The organism is Cupriavidus sp. FW305-27 (assembly GCF_058787995.1).
On the sequence record NZ_JBYTAG010000044.1, the window covers coordinates 19721 to 39351 of the forward strand.

Annotated in this window: 17 protein-coding genes; 15 read left to right on the top strand and 2 right to left on the bottom strand. The window is 65.1% G+C overall.

Annotated features, from left to right (window positions below; translation table 11 throughout):
- The first annotated feature begins 110 nt into the window (after positions 1-110).
- On the top strand, positions 111-1109 hold the full coding sequence (locus AC3WRI_RS20740; RefSeq protein WP_492293976.1) for a Bug family tripartite tricarboxylate transporter substrate binding protein: 999 nt from the start codon (positions 111-113) through the stop codon (positions 1107-1109).
- Between the two features lie 35 nt (positions 1110-1144).
- Positions 1145-2347 carry an acyl-CoA dehydrogenase family protein gene (locus tag AC3WRI_RS20745; protein ID WP_492293978.1) on the top strand — a complete coding sequence of 401 codons (1203 nt, stop codon included), beginning with the start codon at positions 1145-1147 and terminating at the stop codon, positions 2345-2347.
- Positions 2348-2375: 28 nt separating this feature from the next.
- Here the strand turns inward: AC3WRI_RS20745 and AC3WRI_RS20750 are convergent, their stop codons facing one another.
- On the bottom strand, positions 2376-3287 hold the full coding sequence (locus AC3WRI_RS20750) for a LysR family transcriptional regulator (protein ID WP_035827359.1): 912 nt from the start codon (positions 3285-3287) through the stop codon (positions 2376-2378).
- A gap of 98 nt (positions 3288-3385) precedes the next feature.
- Here AC3WRI_RS20750 and AC3WRI_RS20755 point away from each other — a divergent pair, with 98 nt between their 5' ends.
- Together AC3WRI_RS20755 and AC3WRI_RS20760 are read left to right on the top strand one after the other, a co-directional pair.
- On the top strand, positions 3386-4999 hold the full coding sequence (locus tag AC3WRI_RS20755) for a sulfatase family protein (RefSeq protein ID WP_492293980.1): 1614 nt from the start codon (positions 3386-3388) through the stop codon (positions 4997-4999).
- 62 nt (positions 5000-5061) lie between these two features.
- Positions 5062-6030 carry a Bug family tripartite tricarboxylate transporter substrate binding protein gene (locus AC3WRI_RS20760; RefSeq protein ID WP_492293982.1) on the top strand — a complete coding sequence of 323 codons (969 nt, stop codon included), beginning with the start codon at positions 5062-5064 and terminating at the stop codon, positions 6028-6030.
- Between the two features lie 17 nt (positions 6031-6047).
- On the opposite strand, the gene AC3WRI_RS20765 is transcribed toward AC3WRI_RS20760, so the two are convergent.
- On the bottom strand, positions 6048-6977 hold the full coding sequence (locus tag AC3WRI_RS20765) for a LysR substrate-binding domain-containing protein (RefSeq protein ID WP_058698918.1): 930 nt from the start codon (positions 6975-6977) through the stop codon (positions 6048-6050).
- A 154-nt stretch (positions 6978-7131) separates the two neighbouring features.
- Here AC3WRI_RS20765 and AC3WRI_RS20770 point away from each other — a divergent pair, with 154 nt between their 5' ends.
- The 11 genes from AC3WRI_RS20770 (at position 7132) to AC3WRI_RS20820 (ending at position 19411) form a co-directional block, all read left to right on the top strand.
- Positions 7132-8121, top strand: a complete 990-nt coding sequence (locus AC3WRI_RS20770) for a Bug family tripartite tricarboxylate transporter substrate binding protein (RefSeq protein WP_011616627.1) — start codon at positions 7132-7134, stop codon at positions 8119-8121.
- Positions 8122-8222: 101 nt separating this feature from the next.
- Positions 8223-9518: a hypothetical protein gene (locus AC3WRI_RS20775; RefSeq protein WP_454750299.1), complete on the top strand. Its 1296-nt coding sequence runs from the start codon at positions 8223-8225 to the stop codon at positions 9516-9518.
- A 704-nt stretch (positions 9519-10222) separates the two neighbouring features.
- Complete coding sequence (gene cqsA, locus AC3WRI_RS20780) at positions 10223-11515, top strand: alpha-hydroxyketone-type quorum-sensing autoinducer synthase (protein ID WP_011616625.1); 1293 nt, start codon at positions 10223-10225, stop codon at positions 11513-11515.
- 8 nt (positions 11516-11523) lie between these two features.
- Complete coding sequence (locus AC3WRI_RS20785; RefSeq protein WP_010812530.1) at positions 11524-12852, top strand: sensor histidine kinase; 1329 nt, start codon at positions 11524-11526, stop codon at positions 12850-12852.
- 464 nt (positions 12853-13316) lie between these two features.
- Positions 13317-14342: an acetamidase/formamidase family protein gene (locus tag AC3WRI_RS20790; RefSeq protein ID WP_010812531.1), complete on the top strand. Its 1026-nt coding sequence runs from the start codon at positions 13317-13319 to the stop codon at positions 14340-14342.
- Between the two features lie 32 nt (positions 14343-14374).
- Positions 14375-14584, top strand: a complete 210-nt coding sequence (locus AC3WRI_RS20795; RefSeq protein ID WP_010812532.1) for a XapX domain-containing protein — start codon at positions 14375-14377, stop codon at positions 14582-14584.
- A gap of 32 nt (positions 14585-14616) precedes the next feature.
- Positions 14617-14808, top strand: a complete 192-nt coding sequence (locus tag AC3WRI_RS20800; protein ID WP_010812533.1) for a DUF1427 family protein — start codon at positions 14617-14619, stop codon at positions 14806-14808.
- Positions 14809-14905: 97 nt separating this feature from the next.
- Complete coding sequence (locus AC3WRI_RS20805; protein ID WP_041687979.1) at positions 14906-17269, top strand: acetamidase/formamidase family protein; 2364 nt, start codon at positions 14906-14908, stop codon at positions 17267-17269.
- A 192-nt stretch (positions 17270-17461) separates the two neighbouring features.
- Positions 17462-18148, top strand: a complete 687-nt coding sequence (locus AC3WRI_RS20810) for a hypothetical protein (RefSeq protein ID WP_011616622.1) — start codon at positions 17462-17464, stop codon at positions 18146-18148.
- 232 nt (positions 18149-18380) lie between these two features.
- On the top strand, positions 18381-18878 hold the full coding sequence (locus AC3WRI_RS20815; RefSeq protein WP_492293984.1) for a hypothetical protein: 498 nt from the start codon (positions 18381-18383) through the stop codon (positions 18876-18878).
- 311 nt (positions 18879-19189) lie between these two features.
- On the top strand, positions 19190-19411 hold the full coding sequence (locus AC3WRI_RS20820; RefSeq protein WP_041687977.1) for a DUF1484 family protein: 222 nt from the start codon (positions 19190-19192) through the stop codon (positions 19409-19411).
- The last annotated feature ends 220 nt before the right edge of the window (positions 19412-19631 follow it).

Here is a 19631-nt window from a genome sequence, read left to right on the forward strand (position 1 = left end):
AGCAATGCACTCTGCCGGCGATGTCGCCGGCATGACAAGCGGCCCGCCAGAGGCCCGCATGAAACCGCGCCGCGGGAAATCCCCCGGCGCAGGCAACCCAAGGAGACAAGATGGATGCCATCCAACCGTTGCGCCGGCTCGCTGCCGGCATGCTGGCCTGCGCCGCGCTGATGCCGCTGCCAGTGCTGGCCGCCCCTGACAATGCGGCGCGCTTCCCGGACCACCCGATACGGATCATCGTGCCGTTCTCGGCGGGCGGTGTGGTCGACTCCGTCACCCGCATCACCGCGGAGAACATGGCCAAGGTACTGAAGCAGCCCGTCATCGTCGAGAACAAGACCGGCGCCGGCGGCGCCATCGGCGCGGACTTCGTCGCCCGGTCACCCGCCGACGGCTATACGCTGCTGGCGGTCAGCCCCAGCTATGTGGTCGGGCCGATGCTGAACCCGTCGATCCAGGGCAAGAGCGGCAAGGACTTCCGCGCGGTGGCGGGCATTGGTGCCGTACCCAACGTGATCGTGGTGCCGGCTTCGTCGCCGCTGCGCACACTGCCTGAACTGCTCGACGCCGCGCGCAGCAAGCCCGGCACGCTGACCTACGCCAGCGCGGGCGTCGGCACCTCGAACCATCTGTCGGCCGAACTGCTGGCGCAGATGACGCAAGTGAAGCTCACCCACGTGCCCTACAAGGGCCAGCCCGAGGCCATGAGCGACCTGCTGGGCGCGCGCGTCTCGATGATGGCGCTGACCTCGGCCATTGCCCGCCAGCAGGTGCAAAGCGGCAAGCTGCGCGCGCTGGCGGTGACTTCAGCAAAACGCTCAGCCGTGATGCCCGACGTGCCCACCGTGGCCGAGGCCGCGCGCCTGCCCGGCTATGAAGTGGGCGGGTGGTTCGGCCTGGTCGCGCCGCAGGGCACGCCGGACGCGGTGGTGCGCAAGCTGGCCGAGGCCGCCGCGCAGGCCACCGCGGACCCCGCCACGGCACGCCGCCTGGCCGAACTCGGCATGGACCTGGCACCGCAATCCACCGCCGCATTCGACCGCTTCCTGGACACGGAAACCAAGAAATGGACCGGCGTGCTGAAGACCGCCGGCATCACGGCACAGTAGCCGCACACGCTCATCCAACCTACCGGAAACATTCCATGATCCGCGACTCCGCCCGCCAGCAAGCGCTGCTTGCCGATATCCGCCGCTTCGTGCTCGAAACCTGCATCCCGCTAGAGGCGGAGATCGACCGCACCGATGTCATCCCCGAGCCCGTGGTCGAACAGATGCGCCGCCTCGGCCTGTTCGGCCACAGCATCCCCGAAGCGTACGGTGGCGCAGGGCTGACCACCGAGGAGCTGGCGTTGGTGAACATCGAGGTCTCGCAGGCCGCCACCGTGTTCCGTGCCCGCTTCGGCGGTAATACCGGGATCGCCTCCGAATCGCTGGTGGCCGACGGCACCGAAGCGCAGCGGCAGCGCTACCTGCCGCAACTGGCCTCCGGCAAGGTGACCGGCTGCTTTGCGCTGACCGAACCGGAAGCCGGCTCCGATGCGACATCACTGCAAACCACCGCAAGGCAAGACGGCGATCACTACGTGCTGAACGGCAGCAAGTGCTTTATCACCAATGCGCCGATCGCCGACCTGTTCACCGTGTTCGCCCGCACCAATCCCGATACACCGGGAGCCCATGGCATCAGCGCCTTCCTGATCGAGCGCGGCACCCCGGGCCTCAGCACCAGCGAACCGGAACGCAAGATGGGACAGCACGGCTCGCCGGTGGGCGATGTCTACCTGAAGGACTGCCGCGTGCCGGCCAGCGCCATCGTCGGCGGCAAACCCAATGTCGGCTTCAAGACGGCGATGAAGGCGCTCAACAAGCAGCGCATCAACCTGGCCGGCCTGTGCGTGGGGCCCGCCATCCGGCTGGTCGACGAGATGGTCCGCTACGCGGCGCAGCGCCGGCAGTTCGGCAAGCCGATCGCGGACTACCAGCTGGTGCAGCAGATGATCGCCGACAGCAATACGGAATTGCACGCCGCCCGCGCACTGGTGCTCGACACCGCGCGCAAGCGCGACGCCGGCGAGGACATGACCATGGAGGCGTCGATGTGCAAGCTGTTCGCCTCCGAAATGTCCGGCCGCGTGGCCGACCGCGCGGTGCAGGTGTTCGGCGGCAGCGGGTATATGGCACGCACCGTGGCCGAGCGCTTCTATCGCGATGTGCGGTTGTTCCGGCTGTATGAAGGCACGACGCAGATCCACCAGCTCAATATTGCGCGCAGGACGATGGAGGCGCGTGGGGCGGCGCTGGAGGGGAGTGGGCCTGAGCCAGATGCGAGGCAACCGGCGCGGTAGCCGGATGGCGTCCTTGCTGACTATCTGACTATCCGTGCGCGCTGGCAGCCAGCGCGTCCATGAACGCCTGCCGCAGCGGCGTCTGCTCGGTGTCCCGGCGCCGGAGCACGCCGACCATGCCCTCGCGCCGGTATGGCAGCCGCAATATCGCCACCTGCCCCAGGCGACTGAAGAACGCTGCCATCCGGCCTGACATCACGGCCAGCAGTTCTCCCTGCTGCAGCAGCGACACGTTGGCAAGCAACGTCGCGCTCTCGATCCGCACGCATGGGGCGGGTTCGCCGGCCAGTGCCAGTTCGTAGTCCAGCTCGCGCCGGATCTGGCTGGTCACGGGCGGCCCCACCCAGGTATAGGCGCGCGTATCCGCCCACCCGACCTTGCGCTTGCGCGCGAGCGGATGCGTGGGGCCGGCGATCACGCGGATGGTCTCCGGATATAACAGGTCGCAGCGCAGCGCGCCGTCGATGCCCTGCACTTCGGTACGCCCCATGACGAAGTCCAGCCGTCCTTCGCGCAGGGCCGGCAGCATGTCTTCGACGGTGCCCTCTGCCAGCGTCAGGTGGGCATCGGGAAAGCGCTCGCGGAACCGGCTGATCGCCGACGGCAGCAGGTCGACCGATACGGTTGGCGTCGCGCCGATCGCCAGTTGCCCAGCCGCGCCTTCTGCCATCACGCGAATGGTGGCCTGGGTGCGTTCGATCTCATTGAGGATGGTGCGGGCATGTACGACCAGCGCTTCGCAGAAGCGGGTCGGCACCAGGCCGCGCGAATGCCGCTCGAACAGCGCCACCCCCAGTTCACTCTCCAGCTCGGCCAGCCAGCGCGACAGGGCTGGCTGGGTCATGTTCAGGCGCGCAGCGGTACGGCTGACATTGCGGGTTTCATGTAGCGCCACCAGCACATGCAGCTGGCGGATACGCATCCGTTGGGTCCAGTCCATGGTATGAGTTTCAGGTTATAGCAGAGGCCATATTAATCATTTCAATGGAATCGCGGACGATGCAATAATTTTTCCATCCCCCGCAAGCCGCCATTGCCATGCCCCCGTCCAGCATTCCCGCCAGCGCCCGCCCCAATTTCCTGCTGTTCATCACCGACCAGCATCGCGCCGACCATCTCGGCATCTATGGCAACGCCGTGGTGCAGACGCCCAATATCGACCGGCTCGGCAGCCACGGCTGGGTGGCAGAGCGCTGCTATGTGGCCTCGCCGATCTGCATGCCGAACCGCGCATCGCTGATGACCGGGCGCATGCCGTCGGTACACGGCGCGCGCCACAATGGCATTCCCTTGCCGCTGTCACAGACGACGTTCGTCGAGCGGTTGCGCGATGCCGGCTATCGCACGGGGCTGGTCGGCAAATCGCATCTGCAGAACATGACCGGCCTTGCGCCCGTCTGGCCACGTCCCGGCGATCCGCGCACGGAGGGCGAAGCGCGCCGGCCTGAAAGCGGGCGCTTCGACCAGGAATGGGGACCGGCCTGGCGCGACGATCCTGACTTCGCCATGTCCCTGCCGTATTACGGCTTTGCCGACGTGCAGCTGGTGACCGACCATGGCGACACGGCCGGCGGGCATTACCGGCGCTGGCTGGAGCAGCGCCATCCCGAAGTAGCGCGTGCCTGCGGCCAGGAGCATGCCATCCCGACGCCTGGCTATGTGTTGGCCGAAGCGCGGCAGGCCTGGCGCACGCGCGTACCGGAAACGCTGTCGACCACGGCATGGATCGGCGATCGCACCATTGACCTGCTCGGGCAATACGCGCAGGAGGACGCCCCCTTCATGATCCAGTGTTCGTTTCCGGATCCCCATCACCCGTTCACGCCACCCGGCCGATTCTGGGACATGTACCGGCCCGAGGACATGACCCTGCCGCTCTCGTTCGACGCCGATCCGGCGCTGGCGCCGCCGCACCTGCGCTGGATGCACGCGCAGCGCGACGCCGGCCGCGCCGTCAAGCATACGCCGGCGATGTTCGCCTGCACGGCGCGCGAGGCCCGCGAAGCGCTGGCGCTGAACTATGGCTCGATCGCGCATATCGACGACACCATCGGCCGCGTGATGGCGCACCTGGCCGCGCTCGGCCTGGATCGCAACACTGTGGTCCTGTTCACCAGCGACCATGGCGACTTCTTCGGCGATCACCAGTTGCTCTGGAAAGGGCCGCTGCACTACCAGGGCCTGATCCGCACGCCGCTGATCTGGTCGGAACCCGCAGCGCGCACGGCCACCGATGCCCGCGCCGCACGCAGCCAGGCACTGTGCTCGAGCATCGATATCGCGCCGTCGATCCTCGCGCGCGCGGGCTGCGCGCCCTACAACGGCATGCAAGGCCTGTCGCTGCTGCCCGCCATCGCCGGCGAGGCATTGCCGCGGGAAGCCCTGCTGATCGAGGAAGAGAACCAGCGCACCATGTTCGGCTTCCCGATGCGCACGCGCATGCGGACGCTGCAAACCGCGCGCTATCGGCTCAGTGTGTACGAAGGCGCGCCGTGGGGCGAACTCTACGACCTTGAAACCGACCCAACCGAATCGCACAACCTGTGGGATGCGCCAGCGCTGGCAAGCACGCGCCAGGCGCTGCTGCACCAGCTGCTGGTCACGATGATCTCGCACAGCGACGCCAGCCCCAATCCGACCGCGCTTGCCTGAATCGGGTCCGCCCGCACCACCAGCGGCAGCACCCCATGACAACAATATCCACGGAGACAACCATGACACGCCGTCCCTTCAGAATACTGATCGCCGCAGCCATGCTGGCGGCCGCGGTCCCCGCCTGCGCGCAGGATGCCTACCCGGCCAAGCCGGTCCGCCTGATCGTCAACTTTCCTGCAGGTGGCCCGCTCGACACCGTGGCACGGCTCATTGCCGAGCGTGCCGGGCGCGACCTGAAGCAGCCGGTCGTGGTGGAGAACCGCTCCGGCGCCGGCGGCAACATCGGTGCCGAAGCCGTCGCGCATGCGACGCCGAACGGCTACACGTTGCTGATGTCGACTGACACCGTGGTCACCGTCAACCCGTTCGCCTATCGCAAGATGTCGTTCGACCCGGTCCGCGACCTGGAGCCGGTTGGCCTGGCCGGCACCTTCAATCAGGTGCTGGTCACGCATCCCGGCCTGAAAATCCGCGACCTGAAGCAGTTCCTGGCTGCCGGCAAGGACAAAGACCTGTCCTATGCATCGGCTGGCGTAGCATCGCCGGGCCATATTGTGTTCGAGATGCTGAAGGCACGCACGCAGATCCGGGGCACCCATGTCCCCTACAAGGGCAATGCGCCAGCGCTGAGCGACGTGCTCGCGGGTCAGGTACCGGCAGGATTCCTGGCCACGCCGACCGCCGTGCAATACATCAAGGGCGGCAAGCTGGTCGCGCTTGCGGTGTCCGGCCTCAAGCGCGACCCCTTGCTCCCGGACGTGCCGACGGTGGCAGAGACCGGCATCGCCAACTTCGATGCCGAGTTCGCCTTCGTCATGTTCCTGCCCTCAGGCACGCCCGCGGCCATCCGTGCGCGCTGGGAGCAGCAGCTCAAGACCGTCTTCGCGGACGCGGATTTCCAGAAGAAGCTGCTGGCACAGGGCGTGCGGCCGCAGACGAGCAACGGCGCGGCGGCAGCGCAATGGCTGGCCGCGGGGCGTACGCGCTGGGGCGAACTGATCCGCAAGCTCGGCGTGTCGCTGGACTGAGCGACTGCCCGGGGCCTTCAGCCCCGCCCCCGCCCCGCCTTCTCCGCCAGCGGCGAGCGCACGCGAAAATGCGCCGCCAGCAGCGCCGCGAATTCCTCCGCGATCTCCGATGGCGCGGAATGCCCGGAGAACGCCATGCGCACCTCCACCGGGCAGCGCGGTGCGAGCGGCACCACCCGCAAGCCGTGTCCGAATACAGCCGCGACATAGGGATTGACGATCCCTATGCCCGCCCCTTCGGCCGCCATCGTGCAGATCGTGCCTGAGTAAGTGGTCTCGATGGTCGCCGACGGCTCGACGCCGGCTTTTTGCATGAGCCGCTGCACCGCCAGGTGCAGCGCATCGTCTGCGTTCAGCAGGATCAGGAACTGCCCGCGCAAGTCGCGCACGCGAAGGGTGTCGCGCGCCGCCAGCGCGTGTTCCGGGTGCATGACGCACACCGCCCCCGACTGATGCACCACGTTGACATCCAGGTGCGGATGATCGATCTCGCTGGTGGTCAGCACCAGGTCGTAGAGGCCATGCAGCAACCCTTCGCGCAACTGGTGCCCGCCGACCGTTTGCAGGCTGATATGCACGTCCGGGTGGCGCTCGGTGAACGGCCGGATCACCTTGGGCATCACCCCCAGCCCGAGTGAAGGCGTGCAACCGATACGCAGCACGCCGGTGCCGGACTTGCGCAGCACCGCCACGTCCTGTTCGATCCGCGCCAGCCCCTGGAAGTGGTTCTGCACCGTGTCGAACAGGCGCCGCGCTTCCTGCGTCGGCCGCAGCCGGCCCTTCTGGATATCGAACAGCTTCAGTTCAGTCGCCGCCTGCATCTGGGCCAGCAATCGGCTCACCGACGGCTGGGTCGTATGCAGCATGGCAGCGGCCGCGGTCGTGGTTCCGGTCAGCATGACCGCGCGGAACGCCTCGATCTGGCGGAAATTCAGGGGACGGGACATGGCATCGGCAAGGGACGGGCGCGTCGGGCAATGTATATCAAATCTGCATAGGGTGCATTGAACAAAGAATTATTCAGAATGCCAACCCCTCCTCTACACTCGCTTCGCATTGCCGCTTCCAAGACGGCAGGACCAGAACCCAAGGAGAAAGTTGATGAAGCGGCATTCACCCCGGAATGTTTGGAAACGCGCGATCGTTGCGGCCGTGCTGGCCATCGCCGGCACGGGCAGCGCGCTCGCCCAGCCGGGCTATCCGGACCACACGATCCGGATCATCGTGCCGTTCAGCGCCGGGGGCAGCTCGGACCTGCAGGCACGCATGCTGGCCGACCGGCTGGGCAAGCTCTACAAGCAATCGGTGGTGGTCGAGAACCGGCCCGGCGCCGGCGGCCATATCGGGGGCAAGGCCGTGGTCGATGCGGCGCCCGACGGCTACACGCTGCTGCTGGGCTCGCTGGGCCTGCACGCCACTTATGCCACCTTCAAGAAGCTGAACTACAACCCCGCCACCGACCTCAAGGTCGTGACGGTGCTGGCCGAGATGCCGCACGTGGTGGTGGTCAACCCGAAGCTGGCGGTGAACAACCTGCAGCAACTGGCCAGCCTGGCGCGCCAGCAGCCAGACACGCGGACCTTCGGCTCGGCCGGCGTCGGTTCCTCGGTGCACATGATGGGTGAGCTGTTCCGCCTTAATGCCAATGCCCCGATCACGCACGTGCCATACAAGGGCAGCTCCGCGGCCATGACGGATCTTCTCGGCGGCCAGATCGACATGATGTTCGAGAATCCGCCCACCACGCTGGCCTATATCCGCTCCGGCAAGCTCAAGGCGCTGGCGGTGACCGGCAAGACCCGCTCGGCCGCGCTGCCCGATGTGCCCACTGCCAGCGAAGCCGGCTACCCGTCGTTCGTGGCGACTTCCTGGACCACGGTTGCGGTTGGCGCCAGGGTGCCCGATGCGATCGCGGACAAGCTCAACGCCGATATCCGCCAGATCGTGGCCACGCCGGAGTTCCGGCAGGGACTGCAAGAGCAGGGCATGACCCCGGTGGCCAATACGCGCGATGCCGCGCAGAAGTTCGTCGCCGCGGAGAAAGTGCGCTGGGACCAGGTGATCCTGAAGGGCAGGATCAGCGCCGAATAAGCGGCTTCCATCCGCGCACGGACACGCCCCCTTCATGGCTGGCCGCGCGGCCAGCCATTGCCCCTTCCAGACTTCAGCTTCAACACGGACACACACGCTTCATGTCAACGGAACGCATCATTGCCAAGCCGCTGCCCTGCCGCCGCGTCGGCGCGGGCGAGCCTCATCACTTCTTCGGCTACTACAACAAGACCAACTGGGACCGCAGCGGCCGCTACCTGCTGGCGCAGCGCGTGCCGATGGCCGATGCCGACCTGACCCCCGACCTGGTTGCCGAGATCGGCTACTTCGACCTGCAGGACAACGACCGCTTCCATCGCGTGGGGGTAACTACCGCCTGGAACTGGCAGATGGGCTCGCAGCTGCAATGGCTGGATGGGGAAGCACAGCGCCAGCTTGTCTACAACTGCCGCACCCAGGACAGCAAGGCCTTCTATCCCAACCTGGGCGCCACCATCTTCAACCTCGATACCGGTGAAGCGCGCCAGTTGCCGATGCCGGTCTATGTGGTCGCGCCGGACAGCCGCTATGCACTGTGCGTGGACTACCGCCGCCTCTACGTCACGCACCAGACCATCGGCTACAGCGACCACGGCACCCAGCCCGCGCTGGACAATGCGCCCGCCGACGACGGCATCCACTACATGGACCTGCGCACCGGCCAGACGCGCCTGGTCGTGAGCTACGCTGATCTGCGCAACTTCAATCCGCGCGCCTCGATGGACAAGGCCATCCACTGGGTCAGCCACATCGAAATTAACCCGTCCTCATCGCGTGTGCTGCTGCTGCACCGCTGGACCGAACGGGTCGAGGACGAAACCTGCTTCCTGCACCGGCTGATCACGGTCAATCCGGACGGCAGCGACATGCGCTTGCTCGAATGCTCCGACCATCCGCTGCCGCAGCTTGCCGAAGATTTCGATCCGAACGCGGTCGGCACCTTCGACTATGAGAAGTCCGAGTACCAGATCTCCCATCCGCTCTGGCAAGACGATAGCAATATCATCGTGTGGGGACCGCACGCGGGCAGCATCCACTACCACCTCTACCACGACAGCCCCGGCGGCAAGGTTGAAGTCATCGGCGACGGCATCCTGACCGAGAACGGTCACATGACCTTCTCGCCCACCAACAAGCGCTGGCTGCTCAGCGACACCTATCCCGACGCGCACACCAACGAGCGCGTGCTGTTTCTCTTCGACATGGCGCAGGGCGTGCGCCATGACCTGGGCAGTTACTACACCAGCCCGGTCCTGAAGAAGGAAAACCGCTGCGACCTGCATCCACGCTGGAGCCGCGACGGGCGGCACGTGTGCATCGATTCGATCCACGACTCCGAGCGGCAGATGTATATCGTCGACGTTTCCGCGCTGATCGACGAGGCAGGCCAGGCGTAAGGCGCCCCCGACACAAGCGTCGCAGCACGCTGCTGCCCTGTACCCCTGCGCCAAAGGCACCAGCCTGGAAGCGCCATGGGCAGCGCCCTCTCTCCGAAGCCCCCCTCCCCCACACGCCGCCAGCCAGGTCACGCTGGCGGCAACCTGCGTACCTGGCAGTCCCCTTGTCTCCCGCCCTCGGTGCCAAGTCCCATGTTGCCCCGCTTCCTGGCTATGGCGCGCTGCCGCAGGCGCCTGCCTGTAAACAGGGCGTGCAAAAAGGGCATTCTTCACCAAAACTGATGATGAGCATTCGGCAGTCCCGGGCCTGACAAGGTCCCGCCAAGCGCGAGCCCGCCCGGTCCGGGCTTCACGGACCGGCGCAGCAGGTAGCGCAAGCATCACATAAGTGATGCTAAAGGCATTTTACAGTGAGAAATCGGCCTATCGGCCGGCGAAGGTGCGGCCACGACGCGGCTGTCTCAACCCGGCACCCCCCACTCCAAACGGACGTTGGATTGGTGGAAGTCCGGTCACAATCGCTGAGTAAGGCTGGCACAGTGGTCGCTACGTCAACAGGACTCCCCCGACTTGTCAGCAATGGCACCTCGCCGGAAGGACTGGGTGCGGCCGCGTCGCGCGCGGACGGCAGCTTTTTGCCGCAACCGCCATGCAGAGCCTTGCCACCGATCTCACTGATTACCCGACCTGTAGAAGGAAAGCCGATGTTCTCCGAAGCCGAGCCTCCGCACTCGATGCGCCACGCCTCTCGCGCCAAAGCCCCCACGCTGCCGCCATGGATCACGGCGCGGATGGCACAACATTTCGACGAGCGGATGGGCAAGCTCTGGGGCGGCGATCATCTGCTTCACGGACGCACGCCCGGGCCCGATGCACTGCACCTGAGCAGCAACGACTATCTCTGCCTGCTCGGCGAGACCTCTCTGGTACAGGCGCAGGCGCGGGCCTTCCTCAATGAGGAGCCGGAGTTGCTGATGTCGTCCGTGTTCCAGCACGGCGACACCCCGCAGCGGCGCGTCGAGCGCAAGATCGCAGACCTGATGCAGGCCGAGGACGGGCTGATCGCCCAGTCCGGCTGGGCCGCCAACGTCGGCCTGGTGCAGTGCATTGCCGGCCCCGGCATTCCGGTCTATATCGACATGAACGGGCATGCCTCCCTGTGGGAGGGCATCATCGCCGCGGGCGCGCAGGCCGTGCCGGTGCGCCACAACGATTGCGAGCACGTGCGCCGCCAGCTTGAGCGCTTCGGCCCGGGCGTGATCATGGTGGACTCGGTCTACAGCACCACCGGCAGCGTGGCGCCGCTGGAGGACTATGTCGACCTGGCGGAGGCGTCTGGCTGCGTGCTGGTGGTGGATGAGTCGCACTCGCTCGGCACCCATGGGCCGTCTGGCGGCGGCCTGGTGCGCGCGCTCGGGCTGTCCGAGCGCGTACACTTCCGCACGGCCTCGCTGGCCAAGGCGTTTGCCGGCCGCGCCGGCTATGTTGCCTGTTCGACCGACTTCAAGGACTTCTTCGCGGTTGAGTCCCGGCCGGCCATTTTCAGTTCCGGGCTGCTGCGCCATGAGGTTGCGTGGTTCGATGCCGTGACGGATTTCGTCGCCACGGCGGATGAGCGCCGTGCGCGCCTGCACGCCATCACTCGCGACACCCGGGCTGCGATTGCCGAACTGGGCTACAACATCAGCGAAGGCTCCGAGCAGATCATCGGCCTGGAGGCGGGAACCGAGCCGCAAGTCAAGGTGCTGCGCGATGCGCTGCAGAGCCGCGGGATCTTCGGCGCGGTATTCTGTGCGCCGGCAACACCGAAGAATCGGGCATTGATGCGACTTACGCTGCATGCGAAACTTGCCGCCAATGAAATCGACCGCCTGGTCGGCGTGCTCGCCAGCATCCGCGACGAAGTCCGGCTGGATGAATGGTCCTCGACGCGCCGGGCCCGGCGCAAGTCTCAAAATCCCACAAGCGGGTCGCTGGCAGGCTCCCGCGAGGAGTAGTCCTGGAGATGGATGCAAAGGTAGCGCAAGCGGAAGACGGCCGCACCTCACTTGCCGGCGTCGCCCGCGATGCGTGGCAGACTGTATTCGAGACCGCCGCGCGGGCTACGCTGCTGGACGAGGAGAGCGTCATCCGGCTGCGCCGGATCCAGATGGTGGGGGCGCTGGGCGTGATCGGACACCCGCTGTACTACGTGATCTGGTCCTACATCTTCCCGCAGCCCTATGAAAACCTCTGGCTGCGCCTGGTCTGCACCGCGCTGTTCGTGCCGCTGCTGTTCGCCTCCGCCTTCTCGGACCGGCGCTGGCTGCCGCCCTATGCACTCTTTGCCATTACCATAGGCCTGCCGTTCGCCTTTATCTTCTTCTACCTGGAGAATGGCGGCTCCATGGTGTGGGCCGAATCGGTCATCATCGCGGTGGTGATCCTGTATCACTTCAACACCGCGTTCGCGACCATTGCCTTGTTCTCAGGGGCCGCAGCAGCCATTGCGCTGTTCGTGCTGGCGGGCAACTCCATGGGCGGAATCCCGTGGGAGCCGGTACTGCTGCAGCTGCCGGTGATCGGCTTTGTCATCGCGGTGCTGGTGGTGATCAAGATGGACCGCCAGCTGCTGGCCGAACAGAAGCGGCGCGGGATGGCCGCCGCGCTGGCCACCGTCGCGCACGAACTGCGCACGCCGCTGACCAGCCTGGCCATGACTGCCAGGGGCCTCAAGGCGCGGCTGCCGGCAGCCCTGGACCAGGACACGCCGCAGCGCGACGGCCTGATGCAGGCCGTGGCCCGGATGGAATCAGACCTGGCCCATATTAGCAACAGCATTGAACTGCTGGTCGCCAACTCCAAGAACCCGGACAACGCCACGCAGGAGCTGTTCGAACTGGGCGGTGTGATCCGCGACGCTGTCGGCCGGTTTCCGTTCGAGCACAGCGACCTGGATCTGGTCACCGTCGACCTGCCTGGCCCCGCCTACGTGATGGGCAACGCCCAGTTGTTCGGGCTGGTCACGACCAACTTGCTGAAGAACGCGCTGGAAGCGACCAAGCGGGCCGGCAAGGGCACCATCCATATCCGCTGCGAGGTCCGGCCCGACGCCGTCCATGTGGTGTTCCGCGACACCGCCACGGGCGTGCCGCCGCAAGTGCTGGCCCGGATGTTCCAGCCCTTCTTCTCTTACCCGGCACATCGCGGCACCGGCATCGGACTGGCGTTTTGCCAGAAGGTGCTGAACAGCTGGGGGGCAAGCATCAGCTGCCGCTCCGAGGAGCACGTGTTCACCGAGTTCGATATGCGCTTTCCCCGCAAGGGGAAATGGCCCGAGGCGCCATCGCAATAGCAATAGCAGGCGCCGGCATTGCGCCGGCGCCGCACAGCGACTTACACCACCCCCGGCGGCCTTCAGCCCCGCAACCTGCGCGGCATCCATGCCCAGGGCCCCTGCCATCCTCAGCATCAGCCCCTGGCTCTGCCGGGCTTCCGCACTGTCAAGGCGTTGTCGACAATTCCATAGATCGTTGACACGATGTCAACCAGGAATTAACAGCCCGCCGCGACCCGGCATCGTGCAGCGGGTTTACCTTAGTACGCAGCAACACAAGAGTTTGGGGTGAATCGCCCTACTGCCCCGCAACGCCCTGTCCCTAGTATTGACTCACCGCGCGGCGCCAGCAGGACTGCCGCGCGGTACCAGGCATACCCCGCCTGCCACGCATAGCCAGTGTCCCTGATTACCTCATCGAATCCAGCCGCTCACCGGGTGAACGGCTGCGGACACGGCTGCAAGAAAACATAGGAGACAACATGCTGCACGACCTGCCCGCCCGCCCCGAGACCGTCCACTGGGGCTACTTCGATGCCGCCAAGGCGCCCGCCCTGACCGTGAAAAGCGGCGACCTCATCCGCGCCGAAGCGGTAACCCACCATGCCGGCGATGCCCCCGACCTGATGATGGACGACGCCATTCGCGAGATCTTCCGGGCGATTCCCCACGACGACCGCAACCCCGGCGTGCACATCATGACCGGCCCTATCTATGTCGAAGACGCCAAGCCCGGCGACGTGCTGGAGGTGCGCTACCTGCAGATGATTCCGCGCTTCCGTTTCGGGGCGAATGCCGCGGCGCACTGGGGCCAGCTGTACAAAGAGTTCGAGAAGGAGCGGGTCACCATCTATGAGCTGGACCAGCGCTCCAACACCGCGCATGCCCTGTACGCCTTCGACTACCCCGGCAAGATGACCATCCCCGGCAAGCTCGTGGATGAGCGGGAATGCTGCAGGCAGCCGGCGCTGGCCGGTGTGCGGGTTCCCGTGCGCCCGCACCTGGGCACCGCTGGCGTCGCGCCCGACGCGCGCGGCCGCGTCACCACCGTCGAGCCCGGCCTGCATGGCGGCAATATCGACAACTGGCGCATCGGCGCGGGCGCCACCATGTACTACCCGGTCCAGGTCGACGGCGCGCTGTTCTCGATCGGCGACCCGCATATCTCGCAAGGCGACGGCGAGATCAGCGGCACCGCCATCGAGGCCTCATTGAACGTCCTGTTCCAGGTGGTCCTGCGCAAGGACTTCCACTTCCCCTCGCCGCTGCTGGAAACGCCGGATTGCTGGGTCGTCCACGGCTTCCATGAAGACCTGGATGAAGCCGGCAAGAACGCGGCCCGCGACATGATCCACCTGCTGACCGAGCAACAGGGACTCTCGCGCGACGATGCCTATTCGCTCATGAGCGTCTCGGCTGACTTCGGCGTGACGCAGGTCGTCGATGGCACCCAGGGCATCCATTGCACCATGCCGCGCTCGATCTTCCCGCCCAAGGACAAGGGCTGAGCCGTCAACTCAATACAAAGGGAGAGCGCCATATGCAATACGTCTACATAGGACGCAACGAGCTGGTTGCACTGATTGTCGGCCTGGTCACCGGCACGCTGTATTCCTGGCTGAACCTGCCGATCCCCGCGCCAAACGTCACCGGCGGGATCTGCGCCATCCTCTTCACCTACATCGGCTATCTGATCGTGCACGCGTGGCGCAGGACCATCGCCTTCGGGCGGCCGCCGGAAAGCCGCTGAATCACGCGCAACTCATGAGATTGGGGAATGACATGGTGGAAATTGCATTGGGCAGCACCGAGCTGCAGGCCGCAGCCGTTGGCTTGGTGACCGGCGTTATCTACACTGCGGTACGTGCACCGATACCGGCCCCGAACGTGCTCGGCGGGATCTTCGCCATCTTTGGCACGTTCGCGGGATTCGTACTGGTGGCCGCGATGCGGGGGCAGTTGCTGTTCGGCTAGCGGAGGGCCCGGCCTTCGCAGGAAATGCTTTGGATGCGCGGCGGACAGCAATGTCCGCCCGTTTTCGCTGTTGCAGCGTGATGCCAGGGAGGTTCAATTGCACCTTTTGCGTTTTTCCACCGAAGCCTATCCACACAACCGGCGCGGCGCAGCCTGGCGTGACGAACTCCGCGCCGCACGCCTGCATTGCGAAAGCCTGTGCGCCGATCACACCCTGCACGGCACGATCGAGTCGCGGACCACCCCCGCGGGCATCGAGCTGACCTGCATTGCATCGGTCCCCCAGACGCTGGCCATCACCAGCGGCGACGGCCGCGGCCTGATGCTGCTGATGCTGACCGAAGGCGAAGCGCACCTCGCTGCGCCGGAACTGCGTGAACCGCTGCGGCCGGGGCAGGTGGTCTGCGTGCCGGAACACGCCGCCCGCAGGCTGGCCCTGGCCACCAGCTTCCGCATGCTGATCGTGCATATCGGCCAGGCATTGCTGAGCGCACGCATCACGGCCCCCTTGCCTCGCTCCGCGCTGGTGCTGAGCGGCGACGCCGCTGAACTGTTTGCCCGCCTGCTCCAGTCCATGGCGGCCAGCTTCGACACCATCGTGTCCGCAAACGCCAAGGCCATCCAGCCCTTCGACAACACCATCACCGCCTGCCTTGACGCCGCGCTGGCCGACAGCCAGCCCAGCGCACCGCCGGACATGACGCCCTCGCGCGCGGCCGTTTTTGCGCGCGTCTGCAGCCGCATCGACGCACGCCTTGCCGAGCCGGAACTCAGCCTCGCCGCCATCGCCGCGGACGAGCGCATGTCGGCCCGCTACCTGCAGAAGCTCTTCGAGAAATCCGGCAGCAGCTTTTCCGCCTACCTGCGCACCAGCCGGCTCGAGCGATGCCGGGCCGACCTGGCGAACCACCAGTACGACAAGCTCTCGGTCTCCGACATCTGCTATCGCTGGGGCTTCAACGACCCTTCGCACTTCAGCCACGCGTTTCGCGAACAGTTCGGGATCTCGCCCCGCGCCTACCGTGAGCAGACCGCGAACACGCCCGAGCATCGCCCACCGCAGAATGTCTCCCGCGGGCTTCCGGCCAATGCGAAGCGGGCTCCCGCTAGCCATGGCGCGCCCGCGAACGATGGCCCTGCTGCGCGCCTGCAAGCGGCGCCCACCATCGTCCCCATCACCCAGGCGCGCTCGCACGCCGCCCGCCCGGAAGGCCGGCACCACTGGCTGCAGGCCACGGACAAGACCGTGCACTGGGGCTATCTCAGCCACGACCTGCCGCCCGTGCTTGAGGTCATGCCCGGCGACACCGTCACCATCGAAACCCTGACGCAGCACGCCTCTGACGACCGGGAACGCATGATCGACGGCGACGCCGGCGCCGAAAGCGTCTTTCACTGGACCGCGGAGCAGAAGAACGTCAACCGGCGCGGCGCGGGCCCCATCGATGCGTCGGTCTACGGCCGCGGCGCCGGCGAAGGCTTTGGCGTGCATATCTGCACCGGCCCGGTCGCGGTGCGCGGCGCCATGCCCGGCGATGTGCTGGAGGTGCGCATCCTGGACGTGCGCCCGCGCCCGTGCTGCAACCCGCGCTTTGCCGGCAGGGCCTTCGGCAGCAACGCCGCGACCTGGTGGGGCTTTCATTACCGCGACATGCTGACCGAGCCGCGCGAGCGCGAAGTGGTCACCGTCTTCGAGATCGATTGCGAACGCGCCGACAGCCGTGCGCGCGCGGTCTACAACTTCCGCTGGACGCCGCAGCGCGATCCGTTCGGCGTGCTGCACCCGACCATCGACTATCCCGGCGTGCCGGTCGACCACGACACCATCGTCAAGAACTACGACGTGCTGCGCGATATCGAGATACCGGTCCGCCCCCACTTCGGCGTCATCGCCGTGGCGCCGGCGCAGGACGGCCTGATCGACTCCATCCCGCCCTCCAGCTTCGCCGGCAACCTGGACAACTGGCGCGTCACCCGGGGCGCCAGCGTCTACCTCAGGGTAGCCGTGCCGGGCGCCCTGCTGTCGATTGGCGATCCCCATGCCTCGCAGGGAGACTCCGAGCTGTGCGGCACGGCCATCGAATGCTCGCTGACCGGTGACTTCCAGCTCGTCCTGCACAAGAGCACCATGATCGACCGCGACGCTCCCTTCGCCGACCTGAGCTACCCGCTGGTGGAAACCGCCGACGAATGGATCCTGCATGGCTTCAGCTCGCCCAACCACCTGGCTGAACTGGGCCAGATGGCGCAGAGCCATATCTACCTGAAGTCCACCCTGGACGACGCCATGCGCGACGCCTTCCGCAAGACACGCCGCTTCCTTATGTCGGTCAAGGGGCTGAGTGAAGATGAGGCGGTTGCGCTGATCTCTGTTGCAGTGGATTTTGGTATCACGCAGGTGGTGAATGGCAACTGGGGCGTGCATGCCATTATCAGGAAGTCGATGTTCAGCCGCGCCTAGCAGACTGTCGCACGGCGCAAGACCCATATGCGTATCCGACGCTGGCCGCGAACGGCACCCTGATGGGCTGTCCCGTGATCGATAGCGCAAGCGCCCCGGCTACTGCCGGCGCGGCGCTAGCCATGGCATCATCGGCGGAAGCCTAGGTTATTCGGGCGCGGACTGGGTGGTCGATCAAATGGAGTGAGATAAGTGCTCAAGAAATTGCGCGACATGTTGACTCACAGGCGTATCGCCGAGGAGCGGAATCGAGCCCTCCGAGCACGCTTCGGCCGCTCGCTGGAAGAATTGAAAGGTTTATTTTCTCGTCCGCTAGATATGGTGCCAATATCAGCGACTGAAAAGAGGCCTTCTAGGTACCCTGAGATTTCCAGCTTATTACCCGGAACGGGTATAAATGCTTTTTACGCTCACTTTCAACTGGAGTCGAATAAGGTACATGAGCTTATCGAAGGCATTAAAAACGGATTCGATAAAGTTGATGAGCACTTGTATATAAGACGCAGCGGCAATGAGGCTGGAGATTTTTTCATCTCCATTGCGTTCAGTAATGAATTTTCTGGATCAATAGTATCAATGATGACCAACGATACTTCCGTGTTGGATCGCATAGTAGTGGCCAACTCAAGTCCACCGCCTCCGTGGGTCGCCTTTCCAGAGATTAGCGAACCGCTTAAGCTGGGATTCCTGCAAGGCGACATTGAATATTGGTGGGATAACTATTGGTCTTCATTCTGGGAATCCTTAACCGCCGAAGAGCGCGAGGCATATTTAGGAAGGCACGGAGCCACCGAAGAATGGAAGCGTTGCATTTGGCTTCATGGAAGGGAGGCACGTGAGCTACTGGAAAGCGCGCTGTCCGAGAAGGATCAGGGATAGCATGACCTTCCGGCATGTTCCTGAAGGTGCGTCCGCAATGCGAGCATTGCTCCTGAATTCCAATCGACCGATGACTGTCGAGCGCTTGATGAAGGAACTCATTTAAGAGGGGAGCAACCCCGCCGCCGGCCGGTCTTTCAGCAACCTGCCAGGCGCCCACACGCACGGCCGAACGCTGCCTGTCGGCCCCTATAGTATCCTCGCGGGTTCCCCGACCCGTACCACGAGATTGATGCACCACACCGACGACGCCCTTTCCGAGCACGAATCCACCGCCATCCACGAGCCCCGCCTCTGGCGCGACAAGGGCTGGACCGCCCGCGTCATCAAGAACGAGGACGGCGACGGCTGGGCAGTCGAAATGATCCGCGACGGCAGCGCCGAGCCCGCGCTGGTCGGTCCCTGGACCATGGGGCGAAACAAGGTCGATCCCAAGCCGCTGGATGCCACTGCGCACCAGACGCTGGTCAAGACGGCTTCAGAGGTTATCCGGCGGCATGAGCAGCAATTGCATGCGCAGCTCAACAAGCAGGTCAGTATCGAGTCTGAATCCGGCACTGTGATTGTGAAGCTCGTCATTACGCCGGATGAATTCGAGCCCTTTGGCACGCTCACGGCTGAGGATTCCTTCGGCGATGTGCTGGCGACTGTGAAGGTGCGGCCCGACTTTCGGCTGACGCGGGACAGCGCAGAGCGTTGGGCTGCTGGTGGGTTCGACAGGATTCGCTAGGCAACTGCCTGACAGCGAAGCGCCGGAAGATTGCGAATCGTCTGATCGCCACAGACGACAGAGATGGGAACACTGGAGCCATCACCGAGACAACGGTGATCGGGCGTACCAACCCGGATCTTTACAGACGGCCGTCTCATACGGCCAAGTTCGCGCGTCCACGTCTCCTCAGTTTTTGGCGGGCCGGGCGGGGCAGCCGAAAGGCTGGCCGGATTACTCTGTGAAGACCGGTTTGGTACCCCCGCTGTCTGGCCCGCCACCCTTCATTTTTATCCATCAGGCGGGTCTTCCAACTTTGATAGGAGTTCGCAATGGAAGAGCAAACCGCGTCGAAACAACAAACCGTCTTGATCGCCAATCCGGAAGATTGTCGCGAATCGCTGAATTGCATCAGTGCTGGATTGGACAGGGTGCTAGTGCTGTTGGAAGTGGAAAGCGAATGTTCGGATGCTTGCTTTGGTATCCGGTGTCTGGTGGCGATGATTAAGGCGAAGTTTGACCGGACGGCGGGGGAGATTTGTCCGGTGGAGTGAGTGGTGGTGCTGATGTGGCCGGGGGTGTTGCTCCGGCGTGAAGGAATAACCGCAGCTTCGGCTGCGGTTTTTTTTTGGATCTTCGCCGATCTGCGTGATTGATCTTACTGTCTCTGGGAGAGTGCCTGGGCCGTTGACGTCGCAACCGGCCGAATCCGACCCAAAGCAGCCCGCGGCCCGCGCTGGACGCACTCTGACGGCAGACTGTGACAAAGGCGCG

Excerpts from the sequence above, each read along its gene's own strand:
- AC3WRI_RS20740 (WP_492293976.1), top strand. The coding sequence starts at position 111 with ATGGATGCCATCCAACCGTTGCGCCGGCTCGCTGCCGGCATGCTGGCC.
- AC3WRI_RS20745 (WP_492293978.1), top strand. The coding sequence starts at position 1,145 with ATGATCCGCGACTCCGCCCGCCAGCAAGCGCTGCTTGCCGATATCCGC.
- AC3WRI_RS20750 (WP_035827359.1), bottom strand. The coding sequence starts at position 3,287 with ATGGACTGGACCCAACGGATGCGTATCCGCCAGCTGCATGTGCTGGTG.
- AC3WRI_RS20755 (WP_492293980.1), top strand. The coding sequence starts at position 3,386 with ATGCCCCCGTCCAGCATTCCCGCCAGCGCCCGCCCCAATTTCCTGCTG.
- AC3WRI_RS20760 (WP_492293982.1), top strand. The coding sequence starts at position 5,062 with ATGACACGCCGTCCCTTCAGAATACTGATCGCCGCAGCCATGCTGGCG.
- AC3WRI_RS20765 (WP_058698918.1), bottom strand. The coding sequence starts at position 6,977 with ATGTCCCGTCCCCTGAATTTCCGCCAGATCGAGGCGTTCCGCGCGGTC.
- AC3WRI_RS20770 (WP_011616627.1), top strand. The coding sequence starts at position 7,132 with ATGAAGCGGCATTCACCCCGGAATGTTTGGAAACGCGCGATCGTTGCG.
- AC3WRI_RS20775 (WP_454750299.1), top strand. The coding sequence starts at position 8,223 with ATGTCAACGGAACGCATCATTGCCAAGCCGCTGCCCTGCCGCCGCGTC.
- cqsA (WP_011616625.1), top strand. The coding sequence starts at position 10,223 with ATGTTCTCCGAAGCCGAGCCTCCGCACTCGATGCGCCACGCCTCTCGC.
- AC3WRI_RS20785 (WP_010812530.1), top strand. The coding sequence starts at position 11,524 with ATGGATGCAAAGGTAGCGCAAGCGGAAGACGGCCGCACCTCACTTGCC.
- AC3WRI_RS20790 (WP_010812531.1), top strand. The coding sequence starts at position 13,317 with ATGCTGCACGACCTGCCCGCCCGCCCCGAGACCGTCCACTGGGGCTAC.
- AC3WRI_RS20795 (WP_010812532.1), top strand. The coding sequence starts at position 14,375 with ATGCAATACGTCTACATAGGACGCAACGAGCTGGTTGCACTGATTGTC.
- AC3WRI_RS20800 (WP_010812533.1), top strand. The coding sequence starts at position 14,617 with ATGGTGGAAATTGCATTGGGCAGCACCGAGCTGCAGGCCGCAGCCGTT.
- AC3WRI_RS20815 (WP_492293984.1), top strand. The coding sequence starts at position 18,381 with ATGCACCACACCGACGACGCCCTTTCCGAGCACGAATCCACCGCCATC.
- AC3WRI_RS20820 (WP_041687977.1), top strand. The coding sequence starts at position 19,190 with ATGGAAGAGCAAACCGCGTCGAAACAACAAACCGTCTTGATCGCCAAT.